The organism is Paraburkholderia phosphatilytica, from assembly GCF_003443895.1.
Lineage (GTDB): Bacteria > Pseudomonadota > Gammaproteobacteria > Burkholderiales > Burkholderiaceae > Paraburkholderia > Paraburkholderia phosphatilytica.
Genome location: NZ_QQOA01000046.1, coordinates 1 through 20,877, shown reverse-complemented (window position 1 = coordinate 20,877; position 20,877 = coordinate 1). Strand labels below are relative to the sequence as shown.

Here is a 20,877-nt window from a genome sequence, read left to right as displayed (position 1 = left end):
AGGAGGTTCCCGGTTGCGCGAGCCGACGATGCAGCGCCACGCAACCCGTTTTCATGGTGCGCCCTATTTTGCCATGGGCAGTGCGCGCGGCGGCCTTAGCATTGCGTGCCCTCACGCGGCGAGGTCAGATGCGTGAAAAGCGCATAGGCGATCGCCACGTCTTCGAGCCCAAGTCCGATCGAGCGGAAAAGCGCGTGGCGTTCGCCAGAAGGCCGCGCGGCCGTGCCGGCCACCAGTTCGGCCAGATCGCCGCGCACGCTTTGCGCGGACCAGCCATGCCGTTCTCGCGCCAGTTTCATTTCTCCGGCACTCTCCGGTGTGGTCTCGCGATAGTCGCAGTAGACGTCCATCGCGGCAAGCCACGTTGGCGGAATTTCGTGAGCATCGGCCGCGTTCGTGCTGATCGACGTCACGAGTGCGGGTTTCGACAGCATGCCGTCCGCGAGCACCGGCTGGCCCGACGACGTGCACAGCGCCACGACATCGGCATCGCGTACGCAGTCTTCGAGCTGCTTCGCGATGCGCACGCGCCGATCGAGCGCGGTCACTTGGGCGCGCTTCGCTTCGTCGTCGGCGAGCCCGGGCGAGAACACGTCGATCGATTCCCATGCACGCAGCGGCGCGAGATGACGAAGATGCGCCTGCCCGACGGCCCCCGCACCGACGATCGCGAGACGGCACGCGCTGGTCGCGGCAAGGCGGTCGACGGCCAGTGCGGTCGTGCCCGCCGTGCGTTCGACGGTGAGCAGACCGGCGTCGCACCACATCAGCGGCTGCCCGTTTTCCATCGACATCAGCGCGGTCCACGCGGTAATGACGGGTTTCGATCCGGCCACGATGTACGGCGACAGCTTCGCGCCGAACACCGCCGCATCCGCGACTGCGCCGAGGTACGTGATGAAGTCGCCCGCGCCGCGCGGAAACAGGCTGAGCGTCTGTGGCGGCTGCACCGCATTGCCGCCGGCAAGGGCGAGAAACATGCGGGTCAGCGCGCCGCGAACGTCGAGATGGGGCAGGGCCTCGCGCACCTCGTCATGCCGCACTATCAGCGGAAAGTCCTGGTTTGTCGTGCTCATCAGCCTGTTCTCCAGATCATTGCCGGCTCGCGGCGGTAGCGCCATGTTACGGGCAAAAAGTCCAGACTGGACGTTTATTTTTGAAAATTGCTTGCTTTTCATCTCGTCCAGAATAGACTTCATGTCCGGAACAGGTGCGAACGACGACGGCTTTCCGGCGCCTCGCTCCGCCCCGAAGGCGCCGCGTGCGTCACCATGCGCGTCCAGAACCATCGATCGATCTTCACTACACAGGGAATCACCATGCTTCTGAAGCTTTCACTCCAGCTGGCCGTCGCGGCCGCGTTGATCGGTACGGTCGGCATCGTCGACGCACAGGCACAGGACACGTTGCGTTTCGGCATCGAGGCCGCGTATCCGCCGTTCGAGAGCAAGTCGCCGACCGGGCAACTGCAGGGCTTCGACGTCGACATCGGCAATGCGGTCTGCGCGAAGATGGGCGTGAAATGCGAGTGGGTGGAGAACTCGTTCGACGGCCTGATTCCCGCGTTGCAGGCGCGCAAGTTCGACGTGATCAATTCCGCGATGAACATCACCGACAAGCGCAAACAGTCGATCGATTTCACGCCGCCGATCTACGTGGTGCCGATCGTGATGGTGGCGAAGCGCGGCACGACGCTGCTGCCGGACGCGAAGAGTCTGCAGGGCAAGCGCGTCGGCGTGCTGCAGGGATCGTCGCAGGAAGACTTCCTGAAGCAGCATTGGGCGACCGCCGGTGTTTCGGTGGCCTCTTACCAGGATCAGGATCAGGTGTATGCGGACCTCGTGGCGGGGCGCCTCGACGCGGCCGTGCAGGAGGCGCAGACCGTCGAGGACGGCTTCCTGAACAAGCCGGATGGGCGTGACTATGCGATCGTCGGCAAGCCGCTCGTCGACCCGGCGACGCTTGGCGAAGGCACAGGTTTCGGCATGCGCAAGAACGACAGGGCATTGGCCGCGAAGGTCGATGCGGCGCTGCGGGCGCTGAAGAAAGATGGGACACTGAGCTCGCTTTCGCAGAAGTACTTCAAGCGGGACATCATCGCAAAGTGAGGGTTGAAGCACCGGAGCAGGGGTCGTCGAATGCGCATTCACGACCGCGGGTTTGAAACGGGAACAGACGTATGGACTTCGATGTGATCGTGCTGGGCGCCGGGATTGTCGGCGTATCGGCGGCGCTGCATCTGCAGCAACGCGGGCGCAGCGTGGCGCTCTTCGACCGGCGCGCGCCAGGCGAAGAGACCAGCTTCGGCAACGCCGGCTTGATCGAAAGTTCATCCGTCGTGCCGTACGCGTTTCCGCGCGAGCCCGCAACGTTGCTGCGCTACCTGCGCAATCGCTCGACGGATCTTTACTGGGACTACCGGGCGTTGCCGTCTTTCGCGACGTGGCTCGCGCGCTTCTGGTGGGAGTCGTCGCCGCGGCGGCTCGAAGCTGCCGCGCGCGACATGCTGCCGCTGATCCGTCACAGCGTCGCCGAGCACGATGTGCTGATCGAACGCGCAGGGCTTCGTAACCTCGTGCACGACGGCGGTTGGCTTGAGGCATTCCGCTCGGCCGATGCATTCGAACAGCAGGCCGCAGTTGCCGAAGCGACGGCGCGCACGCATGGTCTGCGCGTGGCACCGCTGGATGCTGCCGCGCTGCGAGCGCGCGAACCCGGTCTCGCGCCAGGTTTCTGCGGCGCGCTGCACTGGCAGGATCCGAAGAGTGTCGCCAACCCAGGCGCATTGACTAAGGGCTACGCCCGCCTGTTCGAGGAAGGTGGCGGCACGCTCGTGACGGGCGATGCGACCACGCTGCGAGAAGAAGGCGGCGCGTGGACGGTGAAGACTTCGCAGAACCGGATCAGCGCGAAGGAGGTGGTCGTGGCGCTCGGTCCCTGGTCCGACAGAATCTTCGAGCCGCTTGGTTACCGCATTCCGCTCAGGGCCAAGCGTGGCTATCACATGCATTACGAGGCGACGGGCGCGCTGCTATCCGTGCCGCTCGTCGACACGGAGCAAGGTTACGTCGTCGCGCCGATGGAAGGGCGTCTGCGGCTCACGACAGGCGTCGAGATTGCGCGGCGCGACGCGCCGCCGACCGGCATCCAGCTCGCGCGGGCGGAACGTGTCGCACGGCCGGTCTTTGGCCTTGGCCGCCGTCTCGACGACGCGCCCTGGCTCGGCCTGCGGCCTTGCACGCCCGACATGCGGCCGGTCATCGGACGCGCCCCTCGTCATTCCGGGCTCTGGTTTTCGTTCGGGCACAATCATCATGGCTTGACGCTGGGCCCTGTGACAGGCCGCCTGCTGGCCGAGCTGATGACCGGGGAGAAGCCGGTCGCCGATCCGTGGCCGTTTCGTCCTGAGCGATTCAGGTAGATTGCGATGCGCTCATCGGATTCGGGCTTGCCGGTCAACGGTGATATCGAGCGCCGCTAAAGGCCGGCATTCGTCTTGATGAACTGCGCGAGATTGCCAGCCGCCGCGGCAGCGTAGCGTTTGATGCGCTCCCGCGCGTCAATCACTTCCGGCGCATCACGGTGGTGCCCGATTCCACCGAACGGGTTGAGGCGGTTTTCCTTTGCCCAGTTCGCTACCGTCGGATAAGCCATTCTTGCCCGCTCGTTCGCAAGAGTCGCGAGGAAAGCACGGAGGTAGTCCCTGTCCACATCCCAGTAAGCGATCGGCGGACAGAGTCGGTTCTTCTCCTCGTCGCTTTCCAGCAAGGCCTCGATCGCGCCCAGCATGGCGAACTGGTAACACACGAATCCCCAGAGGAATGGCTGCACGGTTATCTGCCTGGCCTCGAATATCGGACGCACGGGACGGCGCATCAGCCCCCTTGACGCGCAATGTATATGTACCGTCGCGTCGTTCGTCGGCACACGGCCCTCATCGAGCACGATCTCGTCGCGCTCGATCCGGACTACATGGCCGAGACGAACGACATCCTCGATCTGACGCAGCAGGTCCACCTCGGTCTCGCTGATCACCGCTCCGCGGAACATGCTGGGAGCGACGGCAGGATCGACGCGAAGGAAGAACCCTTCTGCTTCGAGTCGGGCGAAGAGGTCTTCAATGGAGGTGGCCTGCGCCATCGCCTCAAGCTGGATCGCCATGCCGCGGTACGACTCGGGGAGTAGCGCAAGCGGCTGCTGAAACCGGCGGTTCACCCACCACGCCTCCCGCGGCTTGATCCAGCGGATGGACGACGCGGGCACGTTCTGTTCGAGCAGCCATACACAGGTATCGAGCGCGGTCTTGCCCGCACCGATGACGACAAAACGCTCGGGCCGCTCCGTGATACGCGTGACATCGCCAGCGGGCACGCAGCGAACACCGTCAGCCACTTCGAACGGGGGCGGGCTCGTTGCGGGCACCGTTCCTTCGACATACGTGGTGTCGACGACCTTGCGTCTTACGCTTACCTTCCATGACGCTTGCGTGTACCGGGACACGAAACGGTCGTCCCCAAGATATTCGCTGCAAGGGAAGTAGCGGACCCGGCCGCTCGATAGAAACCGTCGGCGCATGACGTCGGCAAAATAAGCACGAATCTCGTCTGCCCCAGCAAGTTCATAGTAGCCGGTGTTCGTTCCGGTCGAATCGAGCACGCCCTGCCCAAGCGGCATGGAACTCACGCCATAGAAAGCGGACGGCTGGTGGAGACGGACGTAGGGGTAGGCGTCGATCCAGTGCCCGCCGGGTGCATGGCGACGATCGACAATCGTGAGTGTTGCATCGGAATGTGTGAGCAACGCGTCGGCAAAGGCCATCCCGGCGGCTCCCGCACCGACCACGAGATAGTCCGTTTCGAGCGTTTCGTCTGACATTTTTCGCTGCAGCCCTTACCGACGCCGGTCTACCCAGGACACGTCATGAACGTGCGCTGATTCTTATTCTAGGATTTTCCTGGAGATCATCGACATTAAAGATAGCTATCTGGACACGCGATACCCCTATCCAATCATTTCGTTTGATATCGATTTCGAAGGATGAGAAGGTATGAAACGAGAGGCGGGCGCCGCCGCGAGACCAGGGTGTATCCACCATCGCAGTCGCGACTCCGGCCGGCAGAAATCCATGGAGGCAGTGGGGCATGAATGAGCCAACCATCGTCGAACGCATCGGCCAGTTCGCCGGCAACGCGTGCGAAGAGCATTTGTCCGCCGACGCGAGGAAGCTTTTCAGACGCAACATCCTCGATAGCCTGGGCTGTGCGATCGCCGCGCTACCGGGCAAGCCGTTCGCAGAACTACGCGACCAGTTCGACGAGTATCGCGGCGCTGGCGCTGGGTCGTGCTCGCTGATTGGCGGTGGCAGGACGTCGCCCGATCAGGCGGCGCTGTACAACTCAGGCCTCGTTCGCTATGTCGATCTGCTTGACAGCTACATGTCGCCGGGTGGCCTGTGTCATCCGAGCGATAACTTCGGAACCATTCTCGCTGCCGCGGAGCATGTGCGCGCGAGCGGCAAGGCGTTCGTGCTCGCGCTCGCGGTGGCATACGAAATCCAGTCGCGCATCACGGCCGTCGTGCCGGTCATGGCGAAAGGATTCAATCACGCGATTCAGCTGGCGGCTTCGTCGGCAGCGGGATCGGGCAAGCTCTTCGGCATGTCGGCGGAACAGATTGCGCATGCGGTGGCGATCGCGACCGTGGACAACGTTTCGCTGACCTGCGTTCATTCCGAGCCGGTATCGCAATGGAAGGGCTTCTCGCCGGGTATCACCGGCATGCGCGCCATCTATGCCGCGTCGCTGGCAAAACGCGGGTTCACAGGTCCGCTTCGTCTGTTCGAAGGGCCCAACGGCCTCGAGCGCATGTTCGCGCAGCCGATCGAAATCGACTGGAACGATCCGCGCCTCGACATCATCCATCAGACCGTGATGAAGAAGTACTGCTCGTTGATCCACGGACAGCCCGTGCTCGAAGCGACGCTTGCTCTGAAGCGTGCGAACCGGGTTCGCGGCGAGGACGTCGAATCGGTCGCGTGCGATATTTTCCAGACGGGATACGACATCGCGGGAGGCGGGAGTTTCGGATCGAAGGACTCGCCGCGGACGAAGGAGCAGGCTGACTACAACCTCAAGTATCTGATCGCCGCAGCACTGCTGGATGACGTCGTGGGGCCGGCTCAGCTGGAACCGGAGCGCATCCGTGCCGACGATGCGCAAGCGCTGCTCGCGCGTGTCACGGTACGTGCCGACGAAACTTTCAGCGCGCAATATCCGGAGGCGCTCAACACCCGGATCACGATCCGCTGCAAGGATGGCCGTGTGCTCACGAAAGCGCATACGGGCTTTGAAGGCGGTCTGGAAAACCCGTTGTCCTGGGAGCGGGCCGTGGAGAAATTCCATTGGCTAAGCGAACAATACGCTGACCAAAGCCTTCGAGACGAGATCGTCGAATGGGTATCGGACCTTGAAAATCGTTCGATCGGTGAGTTGATGGCGTTGATGGTCCGCGTGGATCGCACACCAGAATTTCCGGCGACGCATCACGGCATTCAGTAAACCCCGCTACATCAGGAGAGAAACATGGCGCTCATCTCATGTGACATGCGTTTCGGACGAACCGACGAACAGAAGCGGAAGCTGGCAGCAGGATTGCTCAAAGTCATTGGCGAGGCGACGGGCGAAACGCACCACGACATCTTTCTGGTGATCAGGGAGGGGCGCGGCGTCAATTTTGTCGAACACGGCGAGCATCTTCCGGAATATGTCGAAGGTGCGGCAGACGACAAGGCGTTGATCAGCCGTCTCAAGTGACTGGCTGGATCGGCAGACAGGAGTAACACGAAGCGGAGGAGCATGGCCATGCCGTTCATCGAATGCCATATCAAGCAGGGGCTGAGTGCGGAGCGTCGCGAAAAGCTGATGCGGGACATCATCCAGGTGACGCACGAATCGATCGGCTCCGATCCAAAGATCATCAACGTGATCATTCACGAGCATCCTGTGGAAAACATCAGCGTCTCCAGCCGGATCAACGGCGAAGAATACGGGGAAAGAGCCTAAAATAGCGATTCGCGCCTGTTTTCCATCGTCTGGAGGTGCAGAACATGGACGTCGCCGACCTCAAGGTATTCGAAGCCGTAGCACGTCACGGCAGCATGAATCGGGCAGCCGCGGAACTGCATACGGTCCAGTCCAATGTGACCGCGCGAATCCGGTCGCTCGAACGCGAAGTGGGTGTGCCGCTGTTTCAACGGCACGCGCGCGGCGTCAGCATGACGCCGGCAGGGCGGCGCCTGCTCCCTTACGCAACGCGAATTGCCAAACTCGTTGCGGATGCGAAAACGGCCGCCCTCGATGAAGGACAGCCGGGCGGCCCGCTGGCGCTCGGCACGCTGGAGACGACCGCCGCCCTGCGCCTGTCGCCGATACTGAGCGGCTTCGCGCGCCGATATCCGGAGGTGCGACTATCCCTTGCAACGGGGACGACGTGCAGTCTGATCACGGACGTCGCCGACGGCCGGCTCGACGGTGCCTTCGTCGCTGGCCCGCTCGATCATCCCGAGCTGTGCAGCGACACGATCTTTCGGGAAGAGCTGGTGCTGATCACGCCGCGAACGGTGCGAACCCTGAAGCTGCTTTCGTCGGTGCCGGATCTCAAGACGATCGTGTTCCGGCTCGGTTGCTCATATCGCCAGCGTCTCGATACGCTGCTGGCCGACATGGGTATCGTCGCTGCAACTCCGCTCGAATTCGGTTCCACTGACGCCATCCTCGCGTGCGTCGCGGCTGGAGTCGGCATCACGCTTCTGCCCCGAGCCGTCGTTTCCGCGGCAGCAGAGCGGGATGGGGTCGTTATCCATCGCATTCCACCGGAAAAAGCGCACGTCGAGACGCTGTTCATTCGTCGGCGTGACGGTTTTGTTTCCAGCGCGATGCAGGTATTCCTCGATGTGACGCGTGCCGAATCCGGCCCGATGATGGTTGCGGCATAGCGGCGGTGTCTCTTTCGGCGATGCGATGTTCAACGGCGCGCCACGAAGCGACCAGGCTTGTGCTCGGAGACAACCTGATATCGCTCGGTCTCGTCGTTCGAGATGATGTGTAAGCAGCATAGTTGCCGGCCGATCGAAATCGCGACATGCCATCCGACACCAGATGGTATATTCAATCGCATTGTCAGCGTGAGTTGGCGATTCAAGGTCGTCTATGTCATCTGCCGCAACTACGTTTTCACAATCGTTCTTCCACGGCACGCGAGCGGATTTAAAACCCGGAGACCTTGTCGTAGTCGGTTACCAGTCCAATTTCACGGACGTCAAGCCACTGTCCTGGGTTTATTTCACGGCCACGCTGGATGCAGCGATCTGGGGCGCTGAACTGGCGACCGGCAGCGGACGGGAACGCATCTATGTCGTAGAACCAACCGGGCCGTTCATCGACGATCCGAACCTGACGGACAAAAAGTTTCCCGGTAATCCAGCGCTTTCATATCGCTCCCAGAATCCATTGCGGGTCATTGCTGAAGTTGTGCATTGGCAAGGGCACTCGCCTGAACGGCTGCAGCAGATGAAGATGAACGTTGAGCGCGCAAAGGCGGACGGTACCAATATCATCGACTAGACATCGCCATGACACTCGTTCCGCGTGTATGTGCGACGAGCATGTGAATTCCGGGAGCGGTACTGTGAGCCCGACAAGCCAGACGTCAATGACCACCGTTAAACATGACCATCAAAAAACTGTTCTATTACCCGAGCAATGCAAGCATGGCTCCTCACATTGTTCTGGAAGAAATCGGCCAGCCGTTCGAGTTAGTGCTGGTGGATCGCAGGCAGCATGAGCACAAGTCAGCGGAGTATCTGCGGCTGAACCCCAACGGATTGATCCCGGTACTGGTTGATGGCGATATGGTGCTGTACGAGACGGCTGCCATCTGCCTGCATCTGGCCGACACCCATCCAGAAAGCGGAATCGCGCCACAACTGGCAACGCCGGGACGTGCGGAGTTTTACAAGTGGCTCATGTGGCTGACGAACACACTGCAAGCGGCGTTGATTGTCTATTTTTATCCGGAGCGCTGGGTGGACGCTGGCAACGCGCCGGGTGCGAACCAGGTGCGAGTTCACGCTGAGTTGAAAATCGGCACCTTGCTTGACCAGCTGGAGTTCCAGCTTCAATCGAGCAATGGCCCCTGGTTACTGGGACAGCACTACACGATCCTCGATCCCTACGCGTTCATGCTCTGCCGGTGGACGAGGGGTTTCTCGAAACCCGCGCGCCTATGGCCGCTGCTCGGTCAGTATCTGCAACGGATGATGGAGCGAACCGCGGTCCAGCGCGCGATCAAAACCGAAGGGCTTGCTTCTCCGTTGGTGTAATACGACGTTTTGTCAGTGTGTTGGTCTGTTGGAAAGCCTCTCAAGCTGTCCTGTCGCTTTCCTCCCTCAAGACTCCTGACGCCTTGCCGATATCAACAGTCGATGCGGCGGTTTCAGCGACACCCTTCACTACCTGAATGGGTGCCGCATCAACGTGTCGTAAGGTAAGGCTATGTCGGATTTGAGTAACAGATCACAGGAGTACGTGGACGGCGCGCTGGTCGGCTTCGCTGTCGTCGGGCGCGATGCTCACGGCGAGTTCGTCATCCGTGCCTGCAACGACCCGTTCATCCAGATGGCGGGTGGGATGCCCGCGGATTGGCACGCGTTCCCCATTCCATTCGACGCGCTGCTTCCGGATCAAGCGGGAGTCGCGTTGCGCGAGCAACTCCTTGCGTGCTTTACGTCTGGGGCGGCGCAGGAACTTCAGCAGTCTTTCACGCTGCATGACGGCGTGCACCCGTGGCATCTCTCGCTGAAACCGCTCAGACATACGGGCAGTGGTGCGGCCGTGCGCGAAGTCCTCGTGACGGGTTTCGATACCGTCTCGAAGATGCAGCTGGCGCATGAACTGGAGGTGAGCGCCTCCCGTTTTCGTGCGGTGGTCGACTCGGCTTACGACGCGATCGTGACGATCAACGAACACCACAACATCACGTTCTTCAATCGCGCGGCAGAAAACCTGTTCGGCTACAAGTCGGCAGAAGTGCTGGGGCAGAGGATCGAAATCCTGTTGCCGGAAAGGTTTCGCGCGAATCATTCCCGAAACGTCAAGCAGTTCGCCGACTCGGTGCAGATGAGCTTGCGGTCGATCACGCCGCCTCGCATGGACGAAAGCAACAGCGTGTATGGACGGCATCGCGATGGCACCATCATCCCCGTCGAAATCGCGATTTCGAAGATCAAAGTGAATGGCGTGATCGAATTCACGGCAGTTGTTCGCGATATCAGCGAGCGCGCCCAGCTCATCGATCTGCTGAAGAAGCAGGCTGTGACCGACGCTCTGACAGGCTTGCCAAATCGCCGCGAGTTTCTGGATTTCGTCGAAAAGGTGCTCGGCACCGACGACCTTCTGTCTGTGTTTATCCTCGACATCGACTACTTCAAGAAGATCAACGACAGCTACGGCCACGATATCGGCGACGAAGTACTGCGGGTGCTGGCGAAGGTGGGTATGTCGATTCCGCACGAGTCCGGCTTGTTCGCGCGCTGGGGAGGGGAGGAATTCGTCGCGGCATTGCCGGGCGCGGATGCCGCGCTCGCGCATCGGATCGCGGAGGCGCTGCGACGCCGTTTCGAGGAACAGGATTTCGAGCACGCGTGGCGCGTGAAGCCGATCCCGTTTACCGTCAGTATCGGTATCGTCACACGGGAAGCGGGCGAGCGCGATGTCGACGCGTTGATGCGGCGGGCGGACCGGGCGCTCTACGCGGCGAAAGAGTCAGGCCGTAATCGCGTCGAGGTCGGGTAGGCTTCTGCACGATGGGTACGGGACTTTCGCGACGCGTTGTGCGTGCACATGGAAGGCGAAGCCACTTTCTATGGCAGCGTAGCCTGGAAGAACCGTCCGCGTATCATCGGCTCCTCGCTGGGCTATTTCTACTGCAATGATCGATGCTTTCCACTCCGTTGCACCGCGCGCAGCGGATCGCGCACCAGGGCGAATCCACGCCGTCCGGTATGCGCTGATCGCCTGCCTGGCTGTCGTGAGCGCGCTTTCCGGTTGCGCGGGTGAATCCACGACACGGTTGCGTGACGGCGGCCCGGTGACCTCCGCGCCGATTTCTGTCTTTCCGCTCGGCCACTACGACCAGAACGTCGATCGCTGGATCGACCCGCGCAGCCCGAACTACGACGTGCCTTTCCTTGCCGCCGACGTTCAGCGTGCGCAGTTTGCCGCGCTGTCCGATCGATACTTCGGCGCAGCGCCCGATGATCCTTCGCCGTGGAACCCCGCGTACATTGGCCGTCAGGTCTACGCGAACGGCGGCAAGGATATCGTTGCACTGCAGGAGCAGCGGTTTGCGCGCTTCGACAATTCGGACAAGCCGGGCCGCCTCGTCGGCTATGGGATGAATTTCAGGGCGCACACCAGGGCGTGGATCGATGCGATCGCGCGAAATGTCGACGCTGGGCAGTTCACGCGCGCGAACAGCTACGATGCGTCGCGCCGCGCGATTGCAACGACCACGCTGCCGGTTCGGGAACTGCCGACTCTCGATCCCTCGTTCTACGACTACCGGATCGCCGGGGAGGGCTATCCGTTCGACAACCTGCAGGTGAGTGCCGTGCGGCCCGGCACGCCGCTGTATATGCTCGGCACGAGCGCCGACGGCAGCTGGAGCTATGTGCAGACGCCCGATGTACAGGGTTGGGTCCGAAGCGATGGCGTCGCCTCGGTGGATGATGCGTTTGTCCACACCTGGCGGGTCGCCTCGCGTGGCAGGCTCGGCGTCGTCGTTGCCGCGTCCGTGCCGGTACGCGATGACCGTGGCGTGTACCGTTTCGATGCTCCTGCCGGAACACTGCTACCGTTGCAGCCTGCCTCGACAGCGGGCAACGCCGGCATGCTCGTGCCCGCGCGCAACCCAGACGGACAGGCGGTGATACGCACAGCGACGCTGGACGCGAGCGACGTCGCCATCGCGCCGCTGACTGCCACGCCGCGCCATCTCGCGACCTTGCTCAAGGCGCTCATCGGGCGTCCGTACGGGTGGGGAAACACGAACTTCGACAACGACTGCTCGTCAGAACTGCAGAGCATCTTCGCCGCGTTCGGCGTTTGGCTGCCGCGCCATTCGTCGACGCAGATGAGCGCGGGGCATATGATCGATCTGTCGCAGTCGACGCCAGCTGAACGACTCGACTACCTGTCCCGGCATGGTGAGGCAATGCACACGCTCGTCTATATCGGCGGACACGTGATGCTGTATCTCGGCAATGCCAGCGTCGACGGTCATGTCGTGCCCATCGTCTATCAGGACATCTGGGGGCTGCGGCCAGCTGACGACAGCCTGCGCGCCGTGGTCGGCGGCTCGGTGATCCTGCCGCTTCTTCCGCGTTATCCCGAAGACCCCGACCTCGAATCGCTTGCGGCAACGCCGACGTTCGAGATCAGCATTCTTGGCATGCCGGTCACTGGCGCACCCGAGCCCGAACAGGGTGAAAACCCTGCTGGCTGATCCGGTGAACTGTGTGCGTGAGCGCACACGCAACTTCCGACGTCCGCGCTAAGTTCACTGCGATGCGATGATCCTGCCATGACGAAGGAAGCAACATGCGAACGATGCGTTTGTTGGCAGTTCCTGCGCTGTTTTTCGCTGCTGTGTGTGCGCTGATTTTCTCGATTTTCCTTAGCCTGTAGAGTGAATACAGTTCTGGCTACAGGCTGCTGAGCGTGGGCGGCGGGATTCTCGGCTCGCCGCGATAGATGTCTCCCCCGGGATCAGACCGGACCACCAGCGCAAGGCACCCCCTTCCGGCATACCGCATGAAATAACCTTCCATCAGCTGGGCAAAAGTGTGAAGCGCATCGCCCACAAACTCGGCGCCGTCGATCGACAGCGTGACTTCGATACCCGGGACGAGCACGGGCGTGCGGATCGGCGGGAGATGCATCGTCGGGGTGATCCGGCGGCAGCGGAGTCCCACGATGCCGCGCACGTAACGCGTGGCTTCGGGCGATGCCGTATCGCCCAGCAGGTAGAGCGTGTCCTTCAGCGCTGTCACGCTGGACAGGTTCGTGTGGTTGGGTGTGAAGGCTGACACGAGCCGCCATTGGGCGGCACCCTGGTCGGATAGCCGGACGCTCGCGGACGGGATGTCGAGCATGGTGATCCGGCCTGGAAGATTCAGGGTTTCGCTGTGCAGGTCACCACCCGGTGCGCCGACCGAAATCGAACGGGGCACGTCGCCGTTCGTGCAGGCAAGCATGATTTCGAGCTTGCCCGCCGGAAGTTCGTAGGCACGTTCCTCGATATCGACGAGTCGGATCGCCGACTCGCTGCCGGCCATCTCCATCGCGACACGCCGGCTGCGCTCGCGCAGCCAGAACGCCCCCGGGCTGGAGACCCAGTGGCGTAGCGCACGATGAGGCGGTATCTCGATGCCTTTGGGGGCGTTCTCTTCGCCCTCGCAGTAGCTGACAGAGTCGATCGAATGGATGGTTGTCTCCGACGCCTTGAGCAGCGATGGGACGACCGGATACCAGTGCATGCCGCTCTTGACCTCGACCGGCTGTGCATCGCATCGGTACAGGTTGACGACTGGCGTGCAGAAGAGCTGCACATGCTGCGTACCCAGCTGTTCAAGCTGACGGGTGGCCGACACGTCCTCGGGGCGGCTTACTACCGGCAGGTGCAGCGCGAGCGACTGGCAGGGCCCGGCAGTTCGCAGCATCATGGCCAGGTCGAGATCGATAAACCTGAACTTCTGCGGGAACGCGAGATATTCGACCAGCAGGCGCAACGCGGTTCGCCGGGTGCCTTGCCGGGTATCGACCAGTATCTCGTTGGCGTCGAATCCGACGGCCTTCGCCAGCGTGCCGTCGATGAACTTCCACTCGCGACCGCCATTTGCCTCGACATACGCGCCGCGTGCATGCAGCAGGATCGCATCGAGCAGCGCTGCTGCGAGCGTTCGCCCGGTATCCAGAAAGATGCGCAGTGTATCCGGCAGCAGCTCGCTGCCAGGCTCCAGCAATGGGCCGATCGATGCAAATTCGATGGACACGACGCCAGTTGCATCTTGCGGCAAGGGCGTCGAGCCAGTCGTCGGCGCAACCGTCGTCGGGGAGAACCGCGCGCGCGATACCGTCAGCGGGGCGAGCGTCACGTCGTACGCCGTGCTGAACTGGCACAGCGAGGGACGGTGCTCGAGGGGTGTGCCGCGCTTGATCGTGACAGCCTGCGTGCTCGATTCGAAGAGCCTGCCGATCTCGAACCGCGCGATCGCGCACGCGGGAAACGGCTGCAGGAAGAGTGGAAACACCGTCTCGATCAGCGCTTCAGTGAACTCCGGCACCGGGTCTTCGATGCGCTCCACGGCACGTGCGTTCATGAAGGCGGCGGACTCGAGAAGACGCTCGATCTGCGGATCGTCCGATCGGCCGCTGGAGATCGACAGTCGAGCGGCTGCCTTGGGATAGGCGCGTTCGAATTCCCGCAGCGAAAGCCGCAGGTTCGCAAGCTCGCGCTCGTAGTGCGGCAGGAGGTCTTCTGGTTCGTCCATGGTCCTGGATCTGCGCGCGCAGCAGCCGGGAGGCGGGAAAGCTCAGGTTTCCCGCAGCAGGGGCAAGCAACTGGAAATGATCGGTCAGCCAGTCTGGCGGGACCGGAGCAGCCGCCGGCGTCGGGCCATGATGCCTCCAGTCACCAGCACGAGAGGCGCGACCAGAACGACGATCAAGCCGACCTCCTTGCTGAACGCGCCGCTGGACAGCCAGAGTCCCGGCCAGTCCATCCTGAAGATGCCGACGTAATAGCGCATCACCACTGCCAGAACCAGTATCCAGACAATCGCTTCGCGCAACGTGCCGCGCTTCGTCGTCGACGGAGGGGCGGCAGTGGGCAGTCTGTGCGCGCCCGGTTCCGCCACGCCCGCCGGAGGCTCCCACTCGTCAGGGAGTGACGCCGGATCGAGCCATCGCACCCGTCGCAGCCCCCGGAAGATGACGACGAAGGCCCCGATCTGCGCGATTGCCAGAACGATGATGACCCAGCCGAGGCCCGGGTCGAGCGGCGGCTTTCCGGCAACGAGATGGATCGCGTACAGGATGACGACCGGGCAGGCGAGCACCGCCGCACAGGCGATCGCACGAAACAGTCTGACCGCCCACAGCCGTCCGCCGCCCAGTCCGATCAGGATCGGCAACAGGACGGCGACGACGACGGCAAGCTGGACCAGAAGAAAGCCGTCGAATGCGAACCCTGCAACGTCGGCGAGGCAACCCAGCGCCTCGAATACCGTCAACCCGACCGCGAAGTAGAACGCGACGATGGCACCGATGGCGTTGCTCGGGGCTCCGCGCGGGCGGTCTCCCGGCTGGCCATTGCGTGCAGAGGACGTCTGCCTGTTCGGCTTTCCGGACGTCACGTGCCGCGAACTCATCGAGACGCTCCGTTGCCCGGACGTACACCCACATGAAACTGCAGGAGCGGTGCCGGTGTGCCGGCTATCCGCGACGGAAGCTGGGTCGGCAGCAGCGCGTGCGCCGGGTGATGCGGATCCTGGCTCCCACCGCTTGCTGCCGAATGCCAGGCCTGCGCCACCGAACTGGTCGTGTCGCTCCAGTCCGGCGGATCGGTTGCGTAGACACCAAGGCCATATGTACTCGCCGCATACGCCGGCAGTTCGATCAGGCGCAGCGCTCGCAGGCTGTTGGTGGCTTTCTGGAGCTTTGCCTGGGCGCGCTGGACATCGCCGGCCAGCCGGTTAGCCTTCGCCTGCATCTTCTGGGTCTTCGTCATGATATTGGGTTGATCGAGCTTGCTCAGGTGGGCTTCCTTGTACGCATCGATCGCGCTGCGCTGGTCCGCGAGGCGTGTAGTGGCCGTCTGCGCCTCCTCCGCGAGCTGACCTGCTTCGCGCGTCGCGGTCGGGAGCTCGCCAACGGCACGCACGCCGCCAACTGCCATATCCGGGATGGCCAGTATCGGCGCTACGGTCTCGATGAGCTTGTACGCCCACGAGTTTGCCAGCTTTTTCTTGCGCACCTCGTTCCCGGTGACCTCGTAGTAGAACATCTGGCCATCTTCGGCCAGCAGCGCGAGCGCGGCCAGACCCGCCACCACGCCGAGTACAGGAGCGAGGGCAATCCCGCCCGCAGCAATGCTGGCGACAGCAAGACCGCCGGAAATGACGCCCGCGGTGTCCGCAACGATCGCCACGCCGTCCACTGCGGTCTTGTGGCTTTCGATGAAATCGGCGAGCGGTGCGCGCGCACGGTTGTAAAGGGTCTTTGCGCTGCCCAGTACGCTCCCGGTTCCTGAACCATCCACATGCTGCCGGGCCATCTGGGTGACCGTCTGCGGATCCGCTTCGCCCTGGAACGCCAGCGGAAACAGCGGCGCCCGGCAAACCGACACGACCAGATCCGTCGTATCGCCGTCCCGGTCCGCTCGTGCGGACTTGAGCCGCGTCGAGGCCGAACCGTCGAAGAAGATCACGCCCGCGTCGTGCCCGAGCACCCCGCTCGCGAAGTTCGACAGATGATGCGCGGCATCGGGGCGGTGGCAGTACGGCTCCCAGGACGCGGGGACATTGGGCATGGTGGCTGAGAAACCTGGAGTGACGACTTAAAGATTCAGAAACGCCGATTTAAAACCGTCTTCAGGATGTAACTAAAAAAGATGGACGCGGATGGTCCGAAAATATAAGTCAGCAGGGCAACCGAATACAACTCCTGCAGATTGACAGCCAGATGACAATCTTTAAATCGGAAATTATTTCTCCCGACACGCGATATTTCAGCGGCGACAAGGAATTTGTTTCCGGCCATCAAGAAAAGAACGGGCGGCGCCAACCGGTTTTCAATTTGCAATGTATAAAACTTCCGACTCGCTATGGATACTTTCCAGTTTAAAAGTTTGACGCTAAGATTCTTGCCTCTTCAGTGGCGTATCGGGGCATGCCATGTAAATGTCTGAGAGCGCAAGCTTTTTCCAGCTTCAGAACAATCGCCTGATCTCGTTTGAAGGCCCTTCAAATGGCGTTTCTGATCTGGTGGCGGTGGATTTCCGGGCCACCGAGGGACTTTCATGTGTTTTCGATATTCAGCTGCGACTCGCATCGCAGGACCGCAATATCGAACTGAAGCAGCTGATCGGCCAGCCGGTCACCATTTCCCTGCAGGTGACCGCGTCGCTGGCCGGTTCAGACGAGCGATATTTTCACGGGTATGTCACGGAGTTCGCCCATCTCGATACTGACGGTGGATTTGCGATGTACAGCGCGGTCGTCCGGCCGTGGCTCTGGATGCTGTCGCGCCGGCAAGACATCCGGATCTTCCAGGAAGTCAGCGTCCAGGACATTCTGGCGCAGGTGTTCAAGGAATACGGTGCGCTCGCAACCTACGAGTTCCGGCTGCGCAAGACGCCGCCGCGGCGCAGCTACTGCACGCAGTACCGGGAATCCGATCTGACCTTCGCGCTGCGCCTGATGCAGGAGGAAGGGCTTTTCTTCTTCTTCGAACACCAGAAGGGTGCCCACAGGCTGATCATCACGGACAGCTCGACGGGAGCCAGGCCGATCGACGGACAGAGTCCGTCATTGCCGTACTCGACGGGCGAGTCACTGGACGACATCGACGTCATCACATCATTTCAGGCCCGGCGGCAGCTCGAATCGGACAACGTCAGCCTGAAGACTGCCGACTACAAGGTGCCTGGCGCGCGCCGGCTCGAGTCGGCCAATACCCAGGTCGACCAGGGCAACGTGCCGTCGTACGAGATCTACGACTATCTCGGCCCGCAGGGCTTTCCGGACAGCAACCGCGGCAACGAACTGGCGCGCTTCCGTACCGAGGCGCTGGCGGCCAACAGCAAGATCTTTGTGGGCACCAGCACGAGTCGCCGCCTGATGCCCACGCGCTATATCCAGGTCGACGACCACTACGACCATGCGGATGCGTCGCAGGATGACCGTCAGTTCCTGATCATCTCAGTGAGCCATTCGGCGCAGAACAACTATCAGGCGGGTAAAGGCACGGCATCGTACAGCTGCAGCTTCACCTGCATCCGCAAGAAAATCCCCTATCGTCCGGCGCTTACGATCGGACGACCGAATATTCCCGGTCCGCAGACCGCACTGGTTGTTGGACCGGATGGTGAAGAGATCTACACGGACACACTCGGCCGCGTGAAGGTGCAGTTCGCGTGGGACCGGCTCGGCCAGAAAAACCAGTCGAGTTCGTGCTGGGTCCGGGTGGGTCAGCCGTGGGCGAGCCGCGGCTTCGGCATGGTCCAGATACCGAGAATCGGCGACGAGGTGGTCGTGTCGTTTCTCGACGGAAATCCTGACAGGCCGCTCATTACTTCTCGCGTCTACAACGCGCAGAATGTGCCGCCCTGGACCTTGCCGGCGAACGCAACGCAAAGCGGCATCCTGACGCGTTCCAGCAAGGGCGCCACGCCGGCCAACGCCAATGCGATCCGCTTCGAGGACAAGATGGGCGCCGAGGAGTTGTGGATTCACGCGGAGAAGGATCAGCGTATCGAGGTCGAGAACGACGAGTCGCATAGCGTCGGCAATGACCGGACCAAGACTGTCGGCCACGACGAGACTGTCCTCGTGAAGAACGATCGCACGGAGACCGTCGGGAGCAACGAGACGATCACGGTCGGCGTCAACCGCACCGAGCAGGTCGGGAGCAATGAAACCCTGACTGTCGGGGGCAACAGGAGCGAAACCATCGAAGGTGCGCAGAATCTGATGATCGCTCTTGCGTCGGCGGAAACCGTTGGCCTAGCCAAGGCGCTGACGGTGGGTGGAGCGTACGCTATAACGGTTGCAGGCGCGATGAACACGGGCGTCGGGCTCGCTAGCGGCGAAGAAGTTGGACTGTCAAAAACGACGATGGTCGGCAAGACCTATACGCTGACTGCCGGTGACAGCATCGAACTGCGTACCGGTAAAGCGTCCATCCTGCTCCAGAGCGACGGAACGATCACCATCAGTGGCACGAATCTCGCCATCAGCGGAACAGAGGCTGTCTCGATCGACGGCAAGACCGTCGACATCAATTAAGCGTGGCCGCGATGGAGTTCAGAAACCTCACTCCACTCCACGCGATGGCTTTCCATGCCATTGACCTGCATGACCACGAATTTCACGTGGTCGTGCTCAAGGCAGGATATCGGCTCGAGCCGATTCACATCGACGCTCCGGACGCCGACACGCATGCATGCAGGCTGCTCGCGGGCAATGACGCCGTACGGCTTGCGATGGCCGATGAATACGAGGGTGAAACCGGGTCGAGCAGTGTGAAGTGGGAGAGCGACCTCGCGCCGTTCAAGCCGAAGTGTGACTTTCTGGTGCGCGCGACAGCACATGCACCTGAGGGCAAGCCGCTTCCTTCGTGGCCAGTTCGCGTGCGCATCAGCCTTGGAGACAAGGTCGTCATCGACAAGGGCCTTCGCGTGACGGGGCCGCGAGTGTTCCAGAAAGGATGGCGTGGATGGCGACTCGCGGTCCCTGAAGCAGTCGCGACGGTACCAATGCGATGGGAGTATGCGTTCGGCGGGTGCAGCCGCGTTGTTGCGGCCGCAGGCGTCGTCGGCCTGCCTGCCGAGCGTGAGCTGAACGAGGTGTGCTTCAGCAATCCGCTCGGTCGCGGATGGGTCGAGAAGCGATTCCCCGGATGCGCGACCGCCGGTGATGTCGTGGCGTCTTCGAGTGCCACTTCCGCGTTGACGCATGTGGCGAAGATCGCAGAGATACCGGCACCGCAGATTGAGGAATGGGATAGCCCGATCGAGAGCCCCGTCTTCGCGAAGCATCCATTGGCGCCGATCGACGCCGCACGGATGGCAGAGGTCGCGGCCAGTTACGGCGTCGCACCGGTTGGGCTGGGTGTGGTCGGGCGCGCGTGGGCACCACGTCTTATGGCAGCCGGGACATACGACGAAGCTTGGCGGGCAGACAGGTGGCCCCATCTGCCGCTCGACTTCGACTTCGGTTACTGGAATGGCGCACCGGCAGACCAGCAGATCGCGTGGCCCGACAACGGGATCTCGTTCGAACTTGCGAACCTTGCGGCGCCAGCACATACGTGCGTGGGGTTTCTCCGGGCACGGCTACCGGAACACCGCGCGCTGGTTGCACTTCGGTTCGAGAGCGGAGCGATCGCACCGGTGCCGATGCGTGCGGATACCGTTTTCATTGACGCTGAGGAGATGTTGGTGCTCGTCACCTGGCGAGCAGTATTTCCCGTGCAGCCGACGGTGCGCGTGTGCGAAGCACGTTTCGAGACAAACCCGACTGCGCCTCTCCTCCAGATCAACACCGATGCGAGACAGACCGAGACGGAGGAAGCGTGGCTAACAACGTGACCGCCCGCAAGGACGGCCAGTGGACCATCGTATCGACGATGCCCGACGTCTGCAAAACCCCGATGGGCAGCAGCGAGCCACCTGTGCCTTATCCCGTCACCGCGAATCTGGGCGATGCCGGGATGACGGCGAAGACGGTCCAGGCGAACGGATTGCCGATCGTCCGGTTCGACTCCAGCTTTGCGCCTGACACGAAGGGAGACGCGGCGGGAACGCTGCATGGTATCGAGAGCGGCACCACCGGAGCGAAATGCTGGCCGATCGATCACAGCGGAACAGTGCGGGTGGAGGGGAAATACATCGTTCGCCACAACGATCAGTTCTGGATGAACGGCAATTACAGTGGCGAGGAATGCTAGGGAAGGTCTGCACAACTCGTTTTCAGAGCGCCGACCTCTTGCCACTTGAACCGAGTTGGCCATGAGAATCTGCCGACAGGTTGGTCGTCCG

The 20,877-nt window shown here is 62.1% G+C and carries 18 protein-coding genes; 13 read left to right on the top strand and 5 right to left on the bottom strand.

Going from position 1 to position 20,877, the window contains the following annotated elements:
* Nucleotides 1-95: 95 nt before the first annotated feature.
* Nucleotides 96-1,076, bottom strand: coding sequence for an ornithine cyclodeaminase family protein (locus DVS29_RS31405; RefSeq protein ID WP_118184431.1), 981 nt, complete (start codon nt 1,074-1,076; stop codon nt 96-98).
* Nucleotides 1,077-1,319: 243 nt separating this feature from the next.
* On the opposite strand from DVS29_RS31405, the gene DVS29_RS31400 reads away from it, so the two are divergent.
* Nucleotides 1,320-2,108: an ABC transporter substrate-binding protein gene (locus DVS29_RS31400; RefSeq protein ID WP_118184430.1), complete on the top strand. Its 789-nt coding sequence runs from the start codon at nt 1,320-1,322 to the stop codon at nt 2,106-2,108.
* Nucleotides 2,109-2,179: 71 nt separating this feature from the next.
* Nucleotides 2,180-3,421, top strand: coding sequence for an NAD(P)/FAD-dependent oxidoreductase (locus tag DVS29_RS31395; RefSeq protein WP_118184429.1), 1,242 nt, complete (start codon nt 2,180-2,182; stop codon nt 3,419-3,421).
* Between the two features lie 56 nt (nt 3,422-3,477).
* Here DVS29_RS31395 and DVS29_RS31390 read toward each other — a convergent pair whose 3' ends face one another.
* On the bottom strand, nt 3,478-4,875 hold the full coding sequence (locus DVS29_RS31390) for an NAD(P)-binding protein (RefSeq protein ID WP_118184428.1): 1,398 nt from the start codon (nt 4,873-4,875) through the stop codon (nt 3,478-3,480).
* Nucleotides 4,876-5,141: 266 nt separating this feature from the next.
* Between DVS29_RS31390 and DVS29_RS31385 the strand changes: the two genes are divergently transcribed.
* The 8 genes from DVS29_RS31385 to DVS29_RS31350 all read left to right on the top strand — a co-directional run bounded on the left by DVS29_RS31385 (nt 5,142) and on the right by DVS29_RS31350 (nt 12,561).
* Entirely contained in the window at nt 5,142-6,557 is a 1,416-nt protein-coding gene (locus DVS29_RS31385) for an MmgE/PrpD family protein (RefSeq protein WP_118184427.1), read from the top strand.
* 24 nt (nt 6,558-6,581) lie between these two features.
* Complete coding sequence (locus tag DVS29_RS31380) at nt 6,582-6,812, top strand: tautomerase family protein (RefSeq protein WP_118184426.1); 231 nt, start codon at nt 6,582-6,584, stop codon at nt 6,810-6,812.
* A gap of 48 nt (nt 6,813-6,860) precedes the next feature.
* Entirely contained in the window at nt 6,861-7,061 is a 201-nt protein-coding gene (locus DVS29_RS31375; RefSeq protein ID WP_118184456.1) for a tautomerase family protein, read from the top strand.
* 44 nt (nt 7,062-7,105) lie between these two features.
* A complete protein-coding gene (locus tag DVS29_RS31370; protein ID WP_118184425.1) occupies nt 7,106-7,993 on the top strand; it encodes a LysR family transcriptional regulator in 888 nt (295 codons plus the stop codon).
* A 214-nt stretch (nt 7,994-8,207) separates the two neighbouring features.
* The gene (gene arr / locus DVS29_RS31365) at nt 8,208-8,621 is read left to right on the top strand and encodes an NAD(+)--rifampin ADP-ribosyltransferase (RefSeq protein WP_118184424.1); all 414 of its coding nucleotides are present in this window, start codon (nt 8,208-8,210) and stop codon (nt 8,619-8,621) included.
* A 104-nt stretch (nt 8,622-8,725) separates the two neighbouring features.
* Nucleotides 8,726-9,379, top strand: coding sequence for a glutathione S-transferase family protein (locus tag DVS29_RS31360; protein ID WP_118184423.1), 654 nt, complete (start codon nt 8,726-8,728; stop codon nt 9,377-9,379).
* Nucleotides 9,380-9,551: 172 nt separating this feature from the next.
* Nucleotides 9,552-10,850 carry a sensor domain-containing diguanylate cyclase gene (locus tag DVS29_RS31355; protein WP_118184422.1) on the top strand — a complete coding sequence of 433 codons (1,299 nt, stop codon included), beginning with the start codon at nt 9,552-9,554 and terminating at the stop codon, nt 10,848-10,850.
* A gap of 136 nt (nt 10,851-10,986) precedes the next feature.
* A complete protein-coding gene (locus DVS29_RS31350) occupies nt 10,987-12,561 on the top strand; it encodes an SH3 domain-containing C40 family peptidase (RefSeq protein ID WP_118184421.1) in 1,575 nt (524 codons plus the stop codon).
* Nucleotides 12,562-12,760: 199 nt separating this feature from the next.
* Here the strand turns inward: DVS29_RS31350 and tssF are convergent, their stop codons facing one another.
* The 3 genes from tssF to DVS29_RS31335 form a co-directional block, all read right to left on the bottom strand.
* Complete coding sequence (tssF, locus tag DVS29_RS31345; RefSeq protein WP_118184420.1) at nt 12,761-14,608, bottom strand: type VI secretion system baseplate subunit TssF; 1,848 nt, start codon at nt 14,606-14,608, stop codon at nt 12,761-12,763.
* 84 nt (nt 14,609-14,692) lie between these two features.
* Nucleotides 14,693-15,487, bottom strand: a complete 795-nt coding sequence (locus DVS29_RS31340; protein WP_118184419.1) for a hypothetical protein — start codon at nt 15,485-15,487, stop codon at nt 14,693-14,695.
* Nucleotides 15,484-16,647, bottom strand: coding sequence for a hypothetical protein (locus DVS29_RS31335; RefSeq protein WP_118184418.1), 1,164 nt, complete (start codon nt 16,645-16,647; stop codon nt 15,484-15,486). The genes DVS29_RS31340 and DVS29_RS31335 overlap by 4 nt, the downstream gene beginning before the upstream one ends.
* A 370-nt stretch (nt 16,648-17,017) precedes the next feature.
* Between DVS29_RS31335 and DVS29_RS31330 the strand changes: the two genes are divergently transcribed.
* Genes DVS29_RS31330 through DVS29_RS31320 form a run of 3 tightly spaced genes read left to right on the top strand, consistent with a single transcriptional unit; the run spans nt 17,018 to nt 20,786 of the window.
* On the top strand, nt 17,018-19,123 hold the full coding sequence (locus DVS29_RS31330; RefSeq protein ID WP_118184417.1) for a type VI secretion system Vgr family protein: 2,106 nt from the start codon (nt 17,018-17,020) through the stop codon (nt 19,121-19,123).
* An 11-nt stretch (nt 19,124-19,134) separates the two neighbouring features.
* Nucleotides 19,135-20,427: a DUF2169 family type VI secretion system accessory protein gene (locus tag DVS29_RS31325; RefSeq protein ID WP_118184455.1), complete on the top strand. Its 1,293-nt coding sequence runs from the start codon at nt 19,135-19,137 to the stop codon at nt 20,425-20,427.
* The gene (locus DVS29_RS31320; RefSeq protein WP_118184416.1) at nt 20,412-20,786 is read left to right on the top strand and encodes a DUF4150 domain-containing protein; all 375 of its coding nucleotides are present in this window, start codon (nt 20,412-20,414) and stop codon (nt 20,784-20,786) included. The genes DVS29_RS31325 and DVS29_RS31320 overlap by 16 nt, the downstream gene beginning before the upstream one ends.
* Nucleotides 20,787-20,877 lie beyond the last annotated feature (91 nt).

What these genes read in the sequence shown, in the direction of transcription:
- DVS29_RS31405 (WP_118184431.1), bottom strand. Translation starts at nt 1,076, where the DNA reads ATGAGCACGACAAACCAGGACTTTCCGCTGATAGTGCGGCATGACGAG.
- DVS29_RS31400 (WP_118184430.1), top strand. Translation starts at nt 1,320, where the DNA reads ATGCTTCTGAAGCTTTCACTCCAGCTGGCCGTCGCGGCCGCGTTGATC.
- DVS29_RS31395 (WP_118184429.1), top strand. Translation starts at nt 2,180, where the DNA reads ATGGACTTCGATGTGATCGTGCTGGGCGCCGGGATTGTCGGCGTATCG.
- DVS29_RS31390 (WP_118184428.1), bottom strand. Translation starts at nt 4,875, where the DNA reads ATGTCAGACGAAACGCTCGAAACGGACTATCTCGTGGTCGGTGCGGGA.
- DVS29_RS31385 (WP_118184427.1), top strand. Translation starts at nt 5,142, where the DNA reads ATGAATGAGCCAACCATCGTCGAACGCATCGGCCAGTTCGCCGGCAAC.
- DVS29_RS31380 (WP_118184426.1), top strand. Translation starts at nt 6,582, where the DNA reads ATGGCGCTCATCTCATGTGACATGCGTTTCGGACGAACCGACGAACAG.
- DVS29_RS31375 (WP_118184456.1), top strand. Translation starts at nt 6,861, where the DNA reads ATGCCGTTCATCGAATGCCATATCAAGCAGGGGCTGAGTGCGGAGCGT.
- DVS29_RS31370 (WP_118184425.1), top strand. Translation starts at nt 7,106, where the DNA reads ATGGACGTCGCCGACCTCAAGGTATTCGAAGCCGTAGCACGTCACGGC.
- arr (WP_118184424.1), top strand. Translation starts at nt 8,208, where the DNA reads ATGTCATCTGCCGCAACTACGTTTTCACAATCGTTCTTCCACGGCACG.
- DVS29_RS31360 (WP_118184423.1), top strand. Translation starts at nt 8,726, where the DNA reads ATGACCATCAAAAAACTGTTCTATTACCCGAGCAATGCAAGCATGGCT.
- DVS29_RS31355 (WP_118184422.1), top strand. Translation starts at nt 9,552, where the DNA reads ATGTCGGATTTGAGTAACAGATCACAGGAGTACGTGGACGGCGCGCTG.
- DVS29_RS31350 (WP_118184421.1), top strand. Translation starts at nt 10,987, where the DNA reads ATGATCGATGCTTTCCACTCCGTTGCACCGCGCGCAGCGGATCGCGCA.
- tssF (WP_118184420.1), bottom strand. Translation starts at nt 14,608, where the DNA reads ATGGACGAACCAGAAGACCTCCTGCCGCACTACGAGCGCGAGCTTGCG.
- DVS29_RS31340 (WP_118184419.1), bottom strand. Translation starts at nt 15,487, where the DNA reads ATGAGTTCGCGGCACGTGACGTCCGGAAAGCCGAACAGGCAGACGTCC.
- DVS29_RS31335 (WP_118184418.1), bottom strand. Translation starts at nt 16,647, where the DNA reads ATGCCCAATGTCCCCGCGTCCTGGGAGCCGTACTGCCACCGCCCCGAT.
- DVS29_RS31330 (WP_118184417.1), top strand. Translation starts at nt 17,018, where the DNA reads ATGTCTGAGAGCGCAAGCTTTTTCCAGCTTCAGAACAATCGCCTGATC.
- DVS29_RS31325 (WP_118184455.1), top strand. Translation starts at nt 19,135, where the DNA reads ATGGAGTTCAGAAACCTCACTCCACTCCACGCGATGGCTTTCCATGCC.